Consider the following 18,009-nt stretch of genomic DNA (forward strand, 5'->3'; position numbering starts at 1 on the left):
GAGAATTGGTCCCTCGCAAGCGGGCATACAACAAGACCACACAAACAAAAAATAGAGGGAGAAGACATCCAAACAGACCCAAGGCAGGCCCGCAGCAAATCATGGCCTGTGCTCCTGAGCAAGTTTGGGTTGCGGATATAACCTATCTGCCTACCCAGGAGAGCGTTGCTTATCTGAGCCTGATCACCGACGCCTACTCGCGTAAAATAGTGGGACATCATGTGCATGAGAGCTTGCATACAGAGTCGGTGCTCAAAGCGCTGAAGAAGGCTGTAGGAGGAAGGAAAACCAAGCAGCCGCTGGTTCATCACTCAGACCGTGGGGCGCAGTATTGCTCCGACCTTTATCAGCGTTTTCACACCAAGCACGGGGTCATTTGTTCGATGACCGATGGCTATGACTGCTATCAGAACGCGATGGCGGAGCGAATAAACGGGATTTTGAAGACGGAGTTTTTGCTGCATCGCCCCAAGAACCTGGCCGACGCGGTGAGAATGGTTGATGAATCGGTGCTGATCTACAACGCGGAGCGGCCACATCTGGCCTTGAAATACAAAACGCCCGATGCGGTGCATCGGGCGTTTTGAGACTGAAACAGGTGTAAACCTATTTCAGGACTAGACATATTCAAAAGATCGCAGCCTGCGCCAGCTCCTGCATGGAGCGGCTTACGCCCCTTAGAAGCTGGCGAAGGCTGCGATCTTTCAGGTAAAAAAAGCCCCGCGCTTCTCTCGAAGGCGGGGCTTTTTGGCAGGTCGGAATCAGAACAAATCGATCGGCGCCGCTTCATCTGCCGGTAGCGGGCTGCCCGGCGCTGTGCCGTTGCTCAGTTCGTTTGCGGATGGCGGCGTGTCCTCGGCCTTGAACAGCTCGAAGTAGGCGCCTGGCGTACCCGGGCTGGCTGCGCGCCCGCTGATCGGATCGACCCGCAGACTGAGAAGGCCTTCCGGCTCCGCTTGCGTGTGTGGCGGCTTGTCCTTGAGGGCGGCTCCCATATAGTTCATCCAGATCGGCAGCGCGACTGTGCCACCGAACTCCTTGCGGCCCAGACTTTCAGGCTGGTCGAAGCCGGTCCAGACCGTGGTCACGTAGTCGGCGTTGTAGCCGGAGAACCAGGCGTCCTTGGATTCGTTGGTCGTACCCGTTTTACCAGCGATGTCGGAGCGACCCAGTGCCAGGGCGCGACGCCCGGTGCCGAGCTTGATGACGTCCTGGAGCATGCTGTTGAGGATGTAGGTCGTGCGCCCATCGACAATGCGTTCGGCCACCGCCGGTGCTTGTGGTGCGGGTGTCGCGCCAGGGACTTCGCCCGGGGTCGCATTGACTGTGAAGGCTTCAGCGGAAGGTGCGGCAATGCCGTCGCTGGCGACGCCACCCTGAGGCACGCTCGCCGGGTTGGCGACGAACAGGGTGTCGCCGTTGCGGCTTTCGATCTTGTCGATGATGTATGGAGTGATTTTGTAACCGCCGTTGGCGAAGGTGCTCCAGCCAGTGGCGATTTCCATCGGCGTCAGGGTCGCAGTGCCCAGGGCCAGGGACAGGTTGGGCGGCAGATCCTGCTTGTTGAAGCCGAAGCGGGTGATGTAGTCGATGGTCTTGCCGACGCCCATTGCTTGCAGCAAGCGGATCGACACCAGATTGCGCGACTTGTAGAGTGCTTCACGCAGACGGATCGGGCCAAGGAACGTGTTGGTGTCGTTTTTCGGGCGCCAGACCTTGTCCAGGTACTCGTCGACGAACACGATCGGTGCGTCGTTGACCAGGCTGGAGGCGGTGTAGCCACTATCCAGTGCTGCGCTGTAGACAAACGGCTTGAAGCTCGATCCGGGCTGGCGCTTGGCCTGAAGGGCGCGGTTGTAGTTGCTCTGCTCGAAGGCGAAGCCACCGACCAGCGAGCGGATTGCACCGTTCTGCGGGTCAAGGGAAACCAGTGCACCCTGGGCTTGAGGAATCTGGCTGAACTTCAGTGAGTTGTCCGGTTGGCGCTGTACACGAATCAGGTCGCCGACCTGTGCCACGTCCGAAGGCTGCTTCGGATTTGGCCCCATGCTGTTGGTGTTCAGGAACGGACGAGCCCATTTCATGGTGTCCCAGCTGACATGCTCCTGGCCGGTGCGGGTCAGGACTTGCAAACCGTTCTTGTCGACCTGGGTAACGATGGCTGGCTCGAGGCTGCTGATGGTGCGCTGCTTGGTCAACTCCGTTACCCATGCCTCGCGGGTCTTGCCCGGCAAACGCGATTCCGGACCGCGATAGCCATGGCGCTGGTCGTAGGTCATCAAGCCTTCGTGGAGGGCAGTATTGGCCAGTTCCTGAAGATTGCTTGGCACTGTGGTGGTGACACGAAATCCTTCAGTGTATGCATCGCTGCCGTAGCGACCGACCATTTCGGCACGGGCCATTTCAGCGATGTATGGCGCGTTAACCTCTGGTGTCGGCACGTGATAACTGGCGTTGAGTGGCTCGTTGACCGCAGTGGTGTAGTCGGCCTCGGTAATTTTGCCGAGCTTGTACATGCGTCCCAGGATCCAGTCGCGACGCTCCTTGCTGCGTGCGGGGTTGGCCAGCGGGTTGAAGCGTGACGGTGCCTTGGGCAAGCCGGCGATCATCGCCATCTGTGCCAGGCTGACGTCGCGGATCGACTTGCCGTAATAGACCTGCGCCGCTGCCTCGATGCCATAAGCGCGGTTACCCAGATAGATCTTGTTGACGTACAGCTCAAGGATCTCGTCCTTGGTGAGCTGTCGTTCGATCTGCAGTGCCAGAAGGATTTCAGTGGTTTTGCGCGAAAAGCTGCGTTCGCTGGTCAGGAAGAAGTTCTTCGCGACCTGCATGGTGATGGTGCTGCCGCCGGACTGAATGTGCCCGCTTTTGACCAGTTGCGTGGCGGCACGCATCAGGCTGCTCGGATCGACGCCGTAGTGGTTGGCGAAGTTATCGTCTTCAGCACTTAGTAACGCATTAATGAAATTGGGGGGAATGTCGGCGAAACGGATCGGAGTACGGCGCATTTCGCCAAACTCTGCAATCAACTTGTTGTCGCTGCTGTAAACCCGCAAGGGAATCTGCAACTGGATGCTTCGCAGGGCCTCAACGGACGGTAATCCGGGGCTAAGGTAGAGGTACGCCCCGCTCAGACCCAGAAGGAGTCCGCAGAAAACCGCGACGATGGACCAACCGAAAAACTTCAGCAGACGAATCAAGGCTTTGGGATATCCAGGGCAAAAAATGAATTAGGCATCAGGGTCAGGCAAAAGGAAACGACCCGCGCTTGAGCAAATGCGGAAAAAAACGCTGGGCATTATAAGCATTTTTCTGCTGGGTAGCGTCATTTGCGCTGCTGTCAAGACGGGCGGGTTGAACGCAATGGACATTGCACAGTCCGTAACTCACGGATAGTCATAGGGAATTTGTAGTGCCAGGACTCTTCAACAAAAAAGCCAAAACGCTGCTAGGGATCGACATCGGCTCCACCTCGGTGAAGCTGCTGGAATTGAGCCGCCTGGGCGAGCGCTACAAGGTCGAATCTTACGCGATCGAGCCGCTGCCGGTCGGTGCCGTGACCGAAAAGAACATCACCGAACTCGAGGAGGTCGGGCTTGCACTCGCTCGTGCACGGGTCAAATCCAAAAGCGGTTTGAAGAATGTCGCCGTGGCGGTGGCCGGTTCAGCGGTGCTCACCAAAACCATCGAAATGGACGCCGGTCTTTCGGATGATGAAATGGAAAGCCAACTGAAGATCGAAGCCGACCAATACGTTCCCTACCCTTTGGAGGAAGCCGCCATCGACTTCCAGGTTCAGGGCGCTGCAGCCCGCAATCCCGCGCGTGTGAATGTGCTGCTCGCCGCCTGCCGCAAGGAGAATGTCGAAGTGCGCGAAGCGGCCCTGTCCCTGGCAGGTCTGAGAGCGCGAGTGGTCGATGTCGAGGCGTATGCCCTGGAGCGTTCCTATGACCTGCTCGTCAGCGGGTTGTCGGCGTCCCCGGAGCGCATGACGGTAGCGGTGATAGATATCGGTGCCACCATGACGACCCTGAGCGTGCTGCACAACGGGAGGATCATCTACACCCGTGAGCAACTGTTCGGCGGTCGCCAATTGACGGAGCAAATCCAGCGCCGCTACGGCCTGACCATGGAGCAGGCAGGTCAGGCGAAAAAGCACGGCGGGCTGCCGGATGGCTACGTCAATGAAGTGCTGCAGCCCTTCCGTGAGTCATTGGCGCAGCAGGTTTTCCGTTCCTTGCAATTGTTCTTCAGCTCCGGTCGGTACAGCTCGGTCGATCACATATTGCTGGCGGGTGGCACCGCATCGATCCCCGGGCTGGAGGGGTTGATCGAACAACAGTTGAAGACGCCGACCCAGGTTGCCGATCCTTTCTCCGACATGATTCTGGGCAGCAAGGTCAATGGCGTTGCCCTGGCGAATGATGCGCCAGCGTTGATGATTGCTTGTGGCCTGGCCCTCAGGAGCTTTGACTGATGGCGCGAATCAATCTTTTGCCCTGGCGCGAAGAGCAGCGTGAACTGCGTCGCAAACACTTTTTTGTGGTTCTGGCGGCTGTGCTGGTCGGGGCGATGGGTGCGGTAATGATTGCGAATCAGGTGATTGGTGGTGCCATTGATCGACAAGTCGCCCGCAACGATTACCTCGGCAAGCAGATAGCAGTGGTGGATGGGCGAATCAAGCAGATCAGCGATCTCAAGGAGCGTCGCCAGCAACTGCTGGACCGCATGAGAATCATCCAGGATCTGCAGAGTAACCGTCCAATCAGTGGACGAATATTCGACCAATTGGCCCGTACCTTGCCAGATGGTGTTTTTTTCACCGAAGTCAAAATGACGGACAAAGTCCTGTCCGTGACAGGCGCGGCGGAGTCCAACAATCGGGTTTCAGACCTGATGCGCAATCTGGAGGCTTCGGACTGGTTCGATAAGCCGAGTCTTACCGAGGTCAAGGCAAGCGCTGTCGATCAGGTGAATCAGGCCAACATTTTCCAGCTGACAGTGCGTCAGGTTCGCCCCCCGGTGCCGGAGATGGATGAATGAGCCCCTCCGAATGGTACGACGGCTTGCGCAAGATCGACATTCACGACCTGGACACCCGCAATATTGGCTCCTGGCCATCTGCCGTCAAAGCTGCAGTGGCTTGCCTGTTGATGGTTGCGGTGCTTGCTCTGGGCTACAGCGTTTCCATCAGCGAGCGGGAAGGCCAGCTCGATCTCAAGCGTAAGGAAGAGTCGGCGCTCAAGGAGCAGTTTGCGACCAAGATGCGAATGGCCGCGAATCTGGAGGCCTACACGCAGCAGATGGATGAAATGGAGAACGCCTTCAGCGTGTTGTTGCAACAGTTGCCCAGCGACACCGAAGTGCCGGGTTTGCTTGAAGACATCACCCGCACGGGGCTTGGCAGTGGCCTGGTGTTTGAGGAGATCAAGCTGTTGCCAGAAGTCTCTCGGCCGTTCTACATCGAATTGCCTATCCAGATCACCGTCACGGGCGGCTATCACGACCTCGCGACGTTCGTCAGTGGCGTCGCAGGGTTGCCTCGAATCGTCACGTTGCACGATTTCGATCTCGCGCCGGTCAATTCCGAGCTCGGGGCAAAATTGCGCATGAGTATCCTGGCCAAGACTTATCGCTACAACGACAAAGGGCTGGCGCAATGAGCCGGCGAAACCTGACGGTTGTCCTGTTGATGGGTGTGCTCGGCGGCTGTGGTGCCGGCGATGACGTGGGTGACCTGGATGCGTACATGAGCCGGATGCGCTTGCGTGCGCCGGACAAGATTGAACCAACGCCGGCATTCCGGTCTTACCCGACATTCACTTACAGCGCAGCGAACCTGCGCAGTCCGTTTTCGAAGCAGATCCGAATCGATCGGGAGGGTCACAAGCCTGGTTCTCGCAATGTCGGCCCGGACCCCGATCGGGTCAGGCAATACCTCGAAGGTTTCAACATCGAGCAATTCGAAATGGTCGGCACCCTCTCCAATGCGACTGGCTCATTTGCTTTGCTGCGCGGGGCGGGAGGTGTGCACCGACTGAGCGTCGGCGATTACCTGGGGCGCAACGACGGACGAATAGTCTCCATCAGCAGCTCGCAAGTCGAAGTGGTCGAAATCGTCCCGGATGGGGACGGCGCTTGGCTGGAGCGACCCCGGACCATCTCATTGAAAGAGCACTCATAGTGGAACAAAAATGATGAACAGGATTTTCTCCACCATCGGTCTTTCGCTATGGATAGCGATGTTGTCGCCGATGGTACAAGCGGCCAATCTCAAAGCGCTGGATGTCGAAACGTTACCGGGGGATCGTGTTGAGTTGAAGTTGTCATTCGACAAGCCTCCCCCTGAACCTCATGGCTACACCACACAAGCACCCGCCCGAATTGCGCTGGACATGCCTGGCGTTGTCAGTCAGCTCGCGACCAAGACTCAGGATCTGGGGCGCGGCAATGCTCGCAGCGCCACGGTAGTCCAAGTCAAAGATCGTACGCGGTTGATCATCAACCTGAACCAGCTGTCTGCGTACGAGTCGCGCATTGAAGGCAATGATCTGTTTGTCGTGGTCGGACAAGAGGCCAAGAGCCCAGTGGCAAGCCGGGCAGCTTCTGCTGTCTCACGTCCTGCGCGAAATACTGTGCCGGCGGGCAGAGCTATTCGTGGCGTGGATTTTCAGCGCGGAAGTCAGGGTGAAGGCAATGTCGTGATCGATCTGTCGGATCCGACGATGGCTCCCGAGATTCAAGAGCGAGAAGGCAAGATTGTTCTCGGTTTTGCCAGGACCCGACTGCCTGAGTCTCTGCGCGTGCGGCTGGATGTAAAGGATTTCGCTACGCCGGTGCAGTTCGTCAAGGCCAGCGCGACCGGTGATCGGGCCATCGTCAGCATCGAGCCGGGCGGTGCCTTCGAATACTCCACCTATCAAACCGATAACAAGCTCACGGTCAGCGTCCGTCCGATGAGCGTCGACGATTTGCAAAAGCGCGATGCCGTTCGAGCTTACAGCGGGGAGAAGCTTTCGCTTAATTTTCAGGACATCGATGTGCGTTCGGTCCTGCAACTGATCGCCGACTTCACCCACCTCAATCTGGTGGCCAGCGACACGGTACAGGGTGGTATTACTTTGCGCCTGCAGAACGTACCGTGGGATCAGGCGCTGGATCTGGTGCTGAAAACCAAGGGGCTGGACAAGCGCAAGGTCGGTAATGTCTTGCTCGTCGCGCCGGCCGACGAAATTGCTGCCCGCGAACGTCAGGAGCTCGAATCACAAAAGCAGATCGCCGATCTCGCGCCGCTTCGGCGGGAGCTGTTGCAGGTCAATTACGCCAAGGCGGCCGATATTGCCAAGTTGTTCCAGTCGGTGACCAATGCCGAGGCAAAAGCTGACGAGCGGGGCTCGATCACCGTCGATGAGCGGACCAACAACATCATTGCCTACCAGACCCAGGATCGTCTCGACGAGCTGCGCAGAATCGTCGCACAACTGGATATTCCGGTACGCCAGGTGATGATCGAGGCGCGGATCGTCGAAGCCAACGTCGACTATGACAAGAGTCTGGGCGTACGTTGGGGCGGTTCCATCCACAAGGGCAACTGGAACGCCTCGGGCGTTAGCAAAGATGCCGTCGGTGCGCTCGGGGGTACGAGCAGCAGTTCACCGTTCGTCGACCTGGGGGTGGCGGACAAAACGTCGGGAATCGGGTTGGCATTCATCACCGACAACGTCTTGCTGGATCTGGAACTGACGGCGATGGAAAAAACCGGCAATGGGGAAATCGTCTCGCAGCCTAAGGTAGTCACGTCCGATAAGGAAACCGCAAAGATCCTTAAAGGCACCGAGATTCCCTATCAGGAAGCCAGCTCCAGCGGCGCTACCTCGGTCTCATTCAAGGAGGCTTCGCTGTCACTGGAGGTCACGCCGCAGATCACGCCGGACAACCGGATCATCATGGAGGTCAAGGTCACCAAGGACGAGCCGGACTACCTGAACAAGGTCCAGGAGGTTCCGCCAATCAAGAAAAACGAGGTCAACGCCAAGGTCTTGGTCAATGACGGCGAGACCATCGTCATCGGAGGGGTTTTTTCAAATACTCAGGCCAAGGTTGTAGATAAGGTGCCATTTCTTGGCGATGTGCCGTATCTTGGCCGCCTTTTCCGGCGTGACGTGGTTTCGGAGAAAAAATCCGAGCTGTTGGTGTTTCTCACACCGCGTATCATGAATAACCAGGCGATTGCTGTGAGTCGTTGATTCTGTGCGAAATTTGATTCTTGTAGGTCCGATGGGTGCTGGAAAAAGCACCATCGGCCGATTGCTGGCCAAAGAGCTGCGCTTGCCATTCAAAGATTCCGATAAGGAAATTGAATTACGCACGGGCGCCAATATCCCATGGATCTTCGATAAAGAAGGCGAACCGGGCTTTCGTGATCGCGAGGAGGCAATGATTGCCGAATTGTGTGATTACGACGGCGTGGTGCTGGCGACCGGCGGCGGTGCAGTCATGCGCGAAGCCAATCGGCGGGCACTGCACGCCGGTGGGCGAGTGGTTTATCTGCATGCCTCTGTCGAGCAGCAGGTCGGCCGCACGGCCCGTGATCGCAATCGACCGCTTTTGCGTACCGCCGATCCGGCCAAGACGCTTCGGGATCTGCTGGCGATCCGCGATCCGCTTTATCGGGAAATCGCCGATCTGGTGGTGGAAACCGATGAGCGGCCGCCGCGAATGGTCGTGCTCGATATTCTCGAACGATTGCAGCAGCTGCCGCCCCGTTAAAGCGCCGCACGAAATGCGCTATCCTCGGCGTCCTGCCATGACCGTGCAAGGTTGTAGCAGATGGCTATCGAACGGCGTCACATCAGCCGAGGCCGCGGACATTGGTTAATTCAAGGCAAGATGCCTGATAACAATCTTCACTGTGGGGACACATGCAGACACTCAAGGTCGATCTAGGCGAGCGCAGCTACCCGATTCACATTGGCGAAGGTTTGTTGGACCAGCCTGAGCTGCTGGCCCCGCACATTCGCGGACGGCAAGTCGCGATCATCTCCAACGAAACCGTTGCGCCGCTCTATCTTGAACGTCTGACCCGCAGCCTGGCGCAGTTCTCGGTGATTTCCGTTGTGCTCCCGGATGGTGAAGCCTTCAAGACCTGGGAAACCCTGCAGCTTATTTTTGATGGCCTGCTGACTGCGCGCCATGACCGTCGTACCACGGTGATCGCCCTCGGCGGCGGTGTGATCGGCGATATGGCCGGTTTTGCGGCCGCCTGCTACCAGCGCGGCGTCGACTTCATCCAGGTTCCGACCACGCTGCTGTCGCAGGTCGACTCCTCGGTGGGCGGCAAGACCGGGATCAATCATCCGCTGGGCAAGAACATGGTCGGGGCCTTCTATCAGCCGAACGTGGTGCTGATCGATACCGCCAGCCTCAATACCCTGCCCGCCCGCGAACTGTCCGCCGGCCTGGCTGAAGTCATCAAATACGGTTTGATCTGCGATGAGCCGTTCCTGACCTGGCTCGAAGACAACGTCGACCGCCTGCGTAATCTGGATCAGCAAGCCCTGACCTATGCCATCGAGCGCTCCTGCGCGGCCAAGGCTGCGGTGGTCGGCGCCGATGAAAAAGAGACCGGCGTTCGTGCGACATTGAACCTGGGGCACACTTTCGGCCACGCCATTGAAACCCACATGGGCTATGGTGTCTGGCTCCACGGAGAAGCGGTCGCTGCTGGCACCGTAATGGCTCTGGAAATGTCCACGCGCCTTGGCTGGATCAGTGAGCAGGAGCGCGATCGAGGTATCCGTCTGTTCCAGCGCGCCGGGCTCCCGGTTGTCCCGCCTGAAGAGATGGCCGAAGCCGATTTCCTGGAACACATGGCAATTGATAAGAAAGTGATCGACGGTCGTTTGCGCCTGGTGCTGCTGCGCCATATGGGCAAAGCAGTGGTGACCGACGATTATCCGAAAGAGGTTTTACAGGCCACGCTGGGAGCGGACTACCGCGCCCTGGCTCAGCTTAAAGGTTAATAAGAACGCGATGACTAGTCTGCATGCCGACGAGGCTTTCCTCGGCCATTACCAGTTGAATCATGACCCTTTTGCTCCACGGGTTCCTGGCTTCAAATTTTTCCCGGCCCAGCGCAAGCCGGTCCTGGGGCAACTGCATCACCTGGCGCGTTATAGCCAGCTGCTGTTGGTGGTCACTGGCCCTCAGGGTAGTGGCAAGACCCTGCTGCGCCAGGCCCTCGTGGCCAGCACCAATAAGCAATCGGTGCAGAGCGTGGTGGTTTCGGCTCGCGGTGCCGGGGATGCTGCGGGTGTTCTGCGTCAGGTAGCGCAGGCGCTGGACGTCGCTCGCGCCGAAATCGACGCCATTCTGGCTCAAGTGGTTCAGCTGGCGCTCACCGGGCAGGAAGTGTATCTGCTGGTGGATGATGCCGAGCAGCTCGACGAGTCCGCGCTCGAAGCCTTGATGGCACTGGCTGCCGGTGCGCCGGAAGGTCGTCCACATGTGTTCCTGTTTGGTGAGTCGTCGCTGATCGCTCAGCTTGACGCTTTGCATCTAGAGGAAGAGCGCTTCCACGTTATCGAGTTGCAACCCTACACCGAAGAAGAAACCCGCGAATATCTGGACCAGCGGCTTGAGGGGGCGGGTCGGGGTATAGAACTTTTCACCGCAGATCAGATCTCTGATATTCACGAAAGCTCCGACGGTTGGCCTGGCAACATCAACCAGGTTGCCCGCGATGCAATGATCGAAGCCATGATTGCCAGCCGCTCAGCGGTGAAGCGTCCAAAAATGGGGTTCAATATGCCGAAGAAACACGTATTGGCGATTTCCGCCGTTGTCGTGGTCGCGGTAGCCGCCGCCTGGTTGATGCCGGGTCGCAGCAAGACACCGACCACCGGTGCACCGGCCAACGAACAGGCGCAATTGCCGCTCGGCCAGGGCGCGCCTCAGCCGAACGGCGGTGCGCCAGCCGTTGAATTCGCTGGTAACACGCAGCCGATGCCTTTGCCGTTGGTCGGTAACTCGCAACCGGTCATGCGTGGCCCATTGGCGGAAGCCGCGGGTGGTATTACCGAAGGTGATGACGGCGTGCCGCTTGAAGGTTCGAGCCAGACGCCACCGACAGTGACTACGACTGCGCCGCCTGCGGGCGTCCCGGCCGGTCCAGCGCCTGCACCTGCGGTCAAACCGACCCCTGCACCGACTCAAGTCGCTACGGCCAAACCTGCAACGATCCCTGCGCCTGCCGCCAAGCCTGCCCCGGCGCCAGCCAAACCGGCCGTTGCCGCAACCAAGCCAGCCGAGAAGCCAGCGCCTGCTGCCAAGGCCGCTGGCGGTACCTGGTATTCCGGTCAGGCGCCGGGCAATTACGTGGTGCAGATCCTCGGCACCAGCTCTGAAGCGAGTGCGCAAAGCTTCGTGAAAGAGCAGGGCGGCGATTACCGTTATTTCAAGAAAGTCCTCAATGGCAAGCCGCTTTACGTCATCACGTATGGCAGCTTCGCCAATCGTGATGCAGCCGTTTCCGCCATCAAGGCCTTGCCAGCGAAGGTTCAGGCTGGTAAACCTTGGCCTCGCACTGTCGCCAGCGTCCAACAGGAACTGGCAACAACTCGCTGAAGATTCGGCGGCCTTACCCAGGCCGCCTCTCCAGGCACCTCAAAATTTCTGCAAGTGCGCGCCGCCTTCCAGGCTGCGTGCCTTGTGGTGTCTGCGTCAGAGTAGTCTTTGAGTCGTTGCGGTCAGAATCAAAAAGGTTTTGACTAGCACAGCGTATCGTTTTAAACCTTTCACAAATGCGACATAGATTTACGACATTTCGTCGTCAAATTTGTGAGCCTCTGTGTCGGTGTGTACAATGACCTCCCTTTTGCCCCCGCAAAGCTGGCGTACGTTCGGCGCGGATGGCAAGTGGTTGAATTGAAAAGAAATTTGCCTCGATCAGAGGCAGCCTGGTGAGAAAGTGTCTATGAAAGCAGGTCTGTACCAACCAGATGAATTCAAGGATAACTGCGGTTTCGGCCTGATAGCCCATATGCAGGGCGAGCCCAGTCATACCCTTTTGCAAACGGCCATCGAGGCCCTGACCTGCATGACCCACCGCGGTGGGATTAATGCCGACGGCAAGACCGGTGACGGTTGCGGTCTGCTGATTCAAAAGCCGGACGTATTCCTGCGAGCCATCGCCCAGGAAACTTTCGGCGTCGAAATGCCCAAGCAATATGCTGTGGGCATGGTCTTCTTCAACCAGGACCCGGTCAAAGCCCAGGCCGCTCGCGAGAACATGAACCGCGAGATCCTGGCCGCCGGCCTGCAATTGATCGGCTGGCGCAAAGTGCCAATCGACACCAGCGTGCTCGGCCGCCTGGCCCTTGAGCGCCTGCCGCAAATCGAGCAGGTGTACATCGGCGGTGAAGGCCTGAGCGATCAGGACATGGCCGTCAAGTTGTTCACCTCCCGTCGTCGCTCGTCCGTGGCCAACGCCGCCGACACCGACCACTACGTGTGCAGCTTTTCCCACAAGACCATCATTTACAAAGGCCTGATGATGCCGGCGGACTTGACCGCCTTCTATCCAGACCTGAGCGATGAGCGCCTGCAAACTTCGATTTGCGTGTTCCACCAGCGCTTCTCCACCAACACCCTGCCGAAATGGCCGCTGGCTCAACCGTTCCGCTTCCTGGCGCACAACGGCGAGATCAACACCATCACCGGTAACCGCAACTGGGCCGTGGCCCGTCGCACCAAGTTCAGCAACGATCTGATGGACCTGGAAGAACTCGGCCCGCTGGTCAACCGCGTGGGTTCCGACTCCTCGAGCATGGACAACATGCTGGAGTTGATGGTCACCGGCGGCATCGACCTGTTCCGTGGCGTGCGGATGATCATTCCGCCTGCGTGGCAGAACGTCGAGACCATGGACCCGGATCTGCGTGCATTCTACGAGTACAACTCGATGCACATGGAGCCGTGGGACGGCCCGGCTGGTGTAGTAATGACCGACGGTCGTTATGCGGTGTGCCTGCTCGACCGTAACGGTCTGCGCCCGGCGCGTTGGGTCACCACCACCAACGGCTTCATCACCCTGGCTTCGGAAATCGGTGTCTGGAACTACCAGCCTGAAGACGTGATCGCCAAGGGCCGCGTTGGCCCGGGCCAGATTTTTGCCGTGGACACCGAAACCGGTCAGATCCTCGACACCGATGCCATCGACAACCGCCTGAAGTCCCGTCATCCGTACAAGCAATGGCTGCGCAAGAATGCCCTGCGCATCCAGGCGACCATGGAAGACAACGATCACGGTTCGGCGTTCTACGACGTCGATCAGCTCAAGCAATACATGAAGATGTATCAGGTCACGTTCGAAGAGCGCGACCAGGTGCTGCGTCCGCTCGGTGAGCAGGGCTACGAAGCCGTTGGCTCGATGGGCGACGATACGCCGATGGCCGTGCTGTCCCAGCGCGTGCGTACACCGTACGACTATTTCCGCCAGCAGTTCGCGCAGGTTACCAACCCGCCAATCGATCCGCTGCGTGAAGCCATCGTCATGTCGCTGGAGATCTGCCTCGGTGCCGAGCGCAACATCTTCCAGGAGTCGCCGGAACACGCTTCGCGTGTGATCCTCAGCTCGCCGGTCATTTCCCCGGCCAAGTGGCGCTCGCTGATGAACCTCGATCGTCCGGGCTTCGAGCGCGCGATCATCGATCTGAACTACGACGAAAGCGTCGGCCTTGAAGCGGCGATCCGCAATGTTGCCGATCAGGCTGAAGAAGCTGTGCGCGCCGGTCGTACCCAGGTTGTGCTGAGCGATCGTCACATTGCCCCGGGCAAGTTGCCGATCCACGCATCCCTGGCCACCGGCGCGGTGCACCACCGCCTGACCGAAAAAGGTCTGCGTTGCGACTCCAACATCCTTGTTGAAACCGCGACTGCACGTGACCCGCATCACTTCGCCGTGTTGATCGGTTTCGGCGCCTCTGCCGTTTACCCGTTCCTGGCCTACGAAGTGCTGGGCGATCTGATCCGCACCGGTGAAGTGCTGGGCGACCTCTACGAGGTGTTCAAGAACTACCGTAAAGGCATCACCAAAGGCCTGCTCAAGATCCTGTCGAAGATGGGTATCTCGACCATCACTTCGTACCGTGGTGCGCAGTTGTTCGAAGCCATCGGCCTGTCCGAGGAAGTCTGCAACCTGAGCTTCCGTGGCGTGCCAAGCCGTATCAAGGGTGCGCGTTTCGTCGACATCGAAGCCGAGCAGAAAGCCCTGGCCACCGAAGCCTGGAGCCCGCGCAAGCCGATCCAGCAGGGTGGTCTGCTGAAGTTCGTCCACGGTGGCGAATATCACGCGTACAACCCTGACGTGGTCAACACCCTGCAAGCCGCTGTGCAGCAGGGCGACTACAGCAAGTTCAAGGAATACACGTCGCTGGTGGACAACCGCCCGGTGTCGATGATCCGCGACCTGCTGAAAGTCAAAACCCTCGACACGCCATTGGACATCAGCGAAATCGAACCGCTGGAATCGGTGCTCAAGCGCTTCGACTCCGCCGGTATCTCGCTGGGCGCCCTGTCGCCGGAAGCTCACGAAGCCCTGGCCGAAGCCATGAACCGCCTCGGTGCGCGTTCCAACTCCGGCGAAGGTGGTGAAGACCCGGCGCGCTACGGCACCATCAAGAGCTCGAAAATCAAGCAAGTGGCGACCGGCCGTTTCGGTGTGACCCCGGAATACCTGGTCAACGCTGAAGTGCTGCAGATCAAGGTCGCTCAAGGCGCCAAGCCGGGCGAAGGCGGTCAACTGCCAGGCGGCAAGGTCAACGGTCTGATCGCCAAGCTGCGTTACGCAGTGCCGGGCGTGACGCTGATTTCGCCACCGCCGCACCACGACATCTACTCGATCGAAGACTTGTCGCAGCTGATTTTCGACCTGAAACAAGTCAACCCGAAGGCACTGGTCTCGGTGAAGCTGGTAGCAGAAGCGGGCGTCGGCACCATCGCCGCCGGTGTGGCCAAGGCCTATGCGGACTTGATCACCATCTCCGGCTACGACGGCGGCACCGGCGCATCGCCGCTGACCTCGATCAAATACGCGGGCGCTCCGTGGGAACTCGGCCTGGCCGAAACCCACCAGACCCTGCGTGGCAACGACCTGCGCGGCAAAGTTCGGGTACAGACCGACGGTGGCCTGAAAACCGGCCTCGACGTGATCAAGGCAGCCATCCTCGGCGCCGAAAGCTTTGGCTTCGGCACCGCGCCAATGATCGCCCTGGGCTGCAAATACCTGCGCATCTGCCACCTGAACAACTGCGCCACCGGCGTTGCGACTCAGAACGAGAAGCTGCGCAAGGATCACTACATCGGTACCGTCGACATGGTGGTGAACTTCTTCACCTACGTCGCCGAAGAAACCCGTGAGTGGCTGGCCAAGCTGGGCGTGCGCTCCCTCGAAGAGCTGATCGGTCGTACCGATCTGCTGGAAGTCCTCGAAGGTCAGACCGCCAAGCAGCATCACCTGGACCTGACCCCGTTGTTGGGCAGCGACCACGTGCCGGCGGACAAGCCGCAGTTCTGTGGCGTTGAACGCAACCCGCCGTTCGACAAAGGCCTGCTGGCCGAGAAAATGGTCGACATGGCCACCTCGGCGATCAACGACCTGAGCGGCGCTGAATTCGCCCTGGATATCTGCAACTGCGACCGTTCCATCGGCGCACGGATCTCCGGCGAAATCGCGCGCAAGCACGGCAACCAGGGCATGGCCCACGCGCCGGTCACGTTCCGCTTCAAGGGCACTGCCGGTCAGAGCTTCGGCGTGTGGAACGCTGGTGGCCTGAACATGTACCTGGAAGGCGATGCCAACGACTATGTCGGCAAGGGCATGACCGGCGGCAAGCTTGTCATCGTTCCGCCGAAGGGCAGCGTCTACCGCACCCAGGACAGTGCCATCATCGGTAACACCTGCCTGTACGGCGCCACCGGCGGCAAACTGTTCGCTGCCGGCACCGCGGGCGAGCGTTTTGCCGTGCGTAACTCCGGTGCCCACACCGTTGTGGAAGGCACTGGCGATCACTGCTGCGAGTACATGACCGGTGGTTTCGTCTGCGTATTGGGCAAGACTGGTTACAACTTCGGCTCTGGCATGACCGGCGGTTTCGCCTACGTGCTCGACCAGGACAACACCTTCGTTGACCGGGTCAACCACGAACTGGTGGAAATCCAGCGGATCAGCGGCGAGGCGATGGAAGCCTACCGCAGCCATTTGCAACGCGTGCTGAACGAGTACGTCGAGGAAACCGACAGCGAGTGGGGTCGTGAACTCGCCGAGAACCTCGATGATTACGTGCGCCGTTTCTGGTTGGTCAAGCCCAAGGCTGCCAGCTTGAAATCGTTGCTTTCCAGCACCCGTGCCAACCCGCAGTGATATGCGCCTGAAGAGTTTGATGAGGTTTTAAAATGGCTGAACGTCTGAATAATGACTTCCAGTTCATCGAGGTCGGGCGCAAGGATCCGAAGAAGAAACTGTTGCGTCAACGCAAGAAAGAGTTCGTGGAAATCTACGAACCCTTCAAACCCCAGCAGTCGGCCGACCAGGCCCACCGCTGCCTGGGTTGCGGTAACCCGTATTGCGAATGGAAGTGCCCGGTGCACAACTTCATTCCCAACTGGCTGAAGCTGGTGGCCGAGGGCAACATCCTCCAGGCCGCCGAACTGTCGCACCAGACCAACACCCTGCCGGAAGTCTGCGGCCGGGTGTGCCCGCAGGACCGTCTGTGCGAGGGTGCCTGCACCCTCAACGATGGCTTTGGCGCGGTGACCATCGGTTCGGTGGAGAAGTACATCACCGACACCGCGTTCGCCATGGGCTGGCGCCCGGACATGTCCAAGGTCAAACCGACCGGCAAGCGTGTCGCGATCATCGGTGCCGGGCCTGCGGGCCTGGGCTGTGCCGACGTGCTGGTGCGCGGCGGCGTGACCCCGGTGGTGTTCGACAAGAACCCGGAAATCGGTGGCCTGCTGACCTTCGGCATTCCCGAGTTCAAGCTGGAAAAGACTGTGCTGAGCAATCGTCGCGAAGTCTTCACTGGCATGGGCATCGAGTTCCGCCTCAACACCGAGGTGGGCAAGGACGTGACCATGGAGCAACTGCTCGAAGAATACGATGCGGTATTCATGGGCATGGGCACCTACACCTACATGAAGGGCGGCTTTGCCGGGGAAGACCTGCCGGGCGTGTACGACGCGCTGGACTTCCTGATCGCCAACGTCAACCGCAACCTGGGCTTTGAAAAGTCGCCGGAAGATTTCGTCGACATGAAAGGCAAGAAGGTTGTGGTACTCGGCGGTGGTGACACGGCGATGGACTGCAATCGTACGTCGATCCGCCAGGGCGCCAAGTCGGTGACCTGCGCTTATCGTCGTGACGAAGCGAACATGCCGGGCTCGCGCAAAGAGGTGAAGAACGCCAAGGAAGAAGGCGTGAAGTTCCTCTACAACCGCCAGCCGATCGCCATTGTCGGTGAAGACAAGGTCGAAGGCGTGAAGGTGGTCGAGACCCGTCTCGGCGAGCCGGACGCCCGTGGCCGTCGCAGCCCTGAGCCGATCCCGGGTTCCGAAGAGATCATCCCGGCCGACGCCGTGGTCATCGCGTTCGGTTTCCGTCCGAGCCCGGCGCCGTGGTTCGAACAGTTCGAAATCCAGACCGACAGCCAGGGCCGCGTTGTTGCGCCTGAGCAAGGTCAGTACAAGCACCAGACCAGCAATCCGAAAATCTTTGCCGGTGGCGACATGGTGCGCGGTTCCGACCTGGTAGTGACGGCGATCTTCGAAGGCCGTAATGCGGCTGAAGGGATCCTGGATTACCTGGGCGTCTGATCGACGCCTCACCCTGTAGGAACCGGCTTGCTGGCGATGAACGTTAACGCGGTGTACCTGATCACCGCGTCGTCTGCATCGCCAGCAAGCCGGCTCCTACAGTGTTTTCGGTGTTGCAAAGAAATATTCCCCCGC

At 59.2% G+C, this 18,009-nt stretch carries 12 protein-coding genes; 11 read left to right on the top strand and 1 reads right to left on the bottom strand.

All coding sequences use genetic code 11. From position 1 onward, the window contains the following. A partial coding sequence (locus AD668_RS01060) for an IS3 family transposase (RefSeq protein WP_053153381.1) occupies positions 1 to 587 on the top strand: 587 nt, incomplete at its 5' end. A 174-nt stretch (positions 588 to 761) separates the two neighbouring features. Here AD668_RS01060 and AD668_RS01065 read toward each other — a convergent pair. Then, complete coding sequence (locus AD668_RS01065) at positions 762 to 3,200, bottom strand: penicillin-binding protein 1A (RefSeq protein ID WP_371259749.1); 2,439 nt, start codon at positions 3,198 to 3,200, stop codon at positions 762 to 764. A gap of 215 nt (positions 3,201 to 3,415) precedes the next feature. Here AD668_RS01065 and AD668_RS01070 point away from each other — a divergent pair, with 215 nt between their 5' ends. The 10 genes from AD668_RS01070 (at position 3,416) to AD668_RS01115 (ending at position 17,874) form a co-directional block, all read left to right on the top strand. Next, a complete protein-coding gene (locus tag AD668_RS01070; RefSeq protein ID WP_053153387.1) occupies positions 3,416 to 4,480 on the top strand; it encodes a pilus assembly protein PilM in 1,065 nt (354 codons plus the stop codon). Continuing rightward, positions 4,480 to 5,046, top strand: a complete 567-nt coding sequence (locus AD668_RS01075; protein WP_053153391.1) for a PilN domain-containing protein — start codon at positions 4,480 to 4,482, stop codon at positions 5,044 to 5,046. The genes AD668_RS01070 and AD668_RS01075 overlap by 1 nt, the downstream gene beginning before the upstream one ends. Next, positions 5,043 to 5,666 (top strand): type 4a pilus biogenesis protein PilO, encoded by a 624-nt coding sequence (locus AD668_RS01080; RefSeq protein ID WP_053153393.1) that lies wholly within the window; start codon positions 5,043 to 5,045, stop codon positions 5,664 to 5,666. The genes AD668_RS01075 and AD668_RS01080 overlap by 4 nt, the downstream gene beginning before the upstream one ends. Further along, positions 5,663 to 6,187 (top strand): pilus assembly protein PilP, encoded by a 525-nt coding sequence (locus tag AD668_RS01085; RefSeq protein WP_053153396.1) that lies wholly within the window; start codon positions 5,663 to 5,665, stop codon positions 6,185 to 6,187. The genes AD668_RS01080 and AD668_RS01085 overlap by 4 nt, the downstream gene beginning before the upstream one ends. Positions 6,188 to 6,200: 13 nt before the next feature. Next, a complete protein-coding gene (gene pilQ / locus AD668_RS01090; protein WP_053153399.1) occupies positions 6,201 to 8,249 on the top strand; it encodes a type IV pilus secretin PilQ in 2,049 nt (682 codons plus the stop codon). 4 nt (positions 8,250 to 8,253) lie between these two features. Next, positions 8,254 to 8,772: a shikimate kinase AroK gene (gene aroK, locus AD668_RS01095; RefSeq protein WP_053153402.1), complete on the top strand. Its 519-nt coding sequence runs from the start codon at positions 8,254 to 8,256 to the stop codon at positions 8,770 to 8,772. Between the two features lie 152 nt (positions 8,773 to 8,924). Continuing rightward, positions 8,925 to 10,025, top strand: coding sequence for a 3-dehydroquinate synthase (aroB, locus tag AD668_RS01100; RefSeq protein WP_053153405.1), 1,101 nt, complete (start codon positions 8,925 to 8,927; stop codon positions 10,023 to 10,025). 10 nt (positions 10,026 to 10,035) lie between these two features. Further along, positions 10,036 to 11,628, top strand: a complete 1,593-nt coding sequence (locus AD668_RS01105; protein WP_053153408.1) for an AAA family ATPase — start codon at positions 10,036 to 10,038, stop codon at positions 11,626 to 11,628. 349 nt (positions 11,629 to 11,977) lie between these two features. Next, on the top strand, positions 11,978 to 16,423 hold the full coding sequence (gltB, locus tag AD668_RS01110; protein ID WP_053153410.1) for a glutamate synthase large subunit: 4,446 nt from the start codon (positions 11,978 to 11,980) through the stop codon (positions 16,421 to 16,423). 32 nt (positions 16,424 to 16,455) lie between these two features. Continuing rightward, the gene (locus tag AD668_RS01115; protein WP_007975602.1) at positions 16,456 to 17,874 is read left to right on the top strand and encodes an FAD-dependent oxidoreductase; all 1,419 of its coding nucleotides are present in this window, start codon (positions 16,456 to 16,458) and stop codon (positions 17,872 to 17,874) included. Positions 17,875 to 18,009: the final 135 nt, after the last annotated feature.

The sequence above is a fragment of the Pseudomonas sp. P1.8 genome, from assembly GCF_001269805.1.
Classification (GTDB): Bacteria; Pseudomonadota; Gammaproteobacteria; order Pseudomonadales; family Pseudomonadaceae; genus Aquipseudomonas.

Excerpts from the sequence above, each read along its gene's own strand:
- AD668_RS01075 (WP_053153391.1), top strand. The coding sequence starts at position 4,480 with ATGGCGCGAATCAATCTTTTGCCCTGGCGCGAAGAGCAGCGTGAACTG.
- AD668_RS01080 (WP_053153393.1), top strand. The coding sequence starts at position 5,043 with ATGAGCCCCTCCGAATGGTACGACGGCTTGCGCAAGATCGACATTCAC.
- AD668_RS01085 (WP_053153396.1), top strand. The coding sequence starts at position 5,663 with ATGAGCCGGCGAAACCTGACGGTTGTCCTGTTGATGGGTGTGCTCGGC.
- pilQ (WP_053153399.1), top strand. The coding sequence starts at position 6,201 with ATGAACAGGATTTTCTCCACCATCGGTCTTTCGCTATGGATAGCGATG.
- aroB (WP_053153405.1), top strand. The coding sequence starts at position 8,925 with ATGCAGACACTCAAGGTCGATCTAGGCGAGCGCAGCTACCCGATTCAC.
- AD668_RS01105 (WP_053153408.1), top strand. The coding sequence starts at position 10,036 with ATGACTAGTCTGCATGCCGACGAGGCTTTCCTCGGCCATTACCAGTTG.
- gltB (WP_053153410.1), top strand. The coding sequence starts at position 11,978 with ATGAAAGCAGGTCTGTACCAACCAGATGAATTCAAGGATAACTGCGGT.
- AD668_RS01115 (WP_007975602.1), top strand. The coding sequence starts at position 16,456 with ATGGCTGAACGTCTGAATAATGACTTCCAGTTCATCGAGGTCGGGCGC.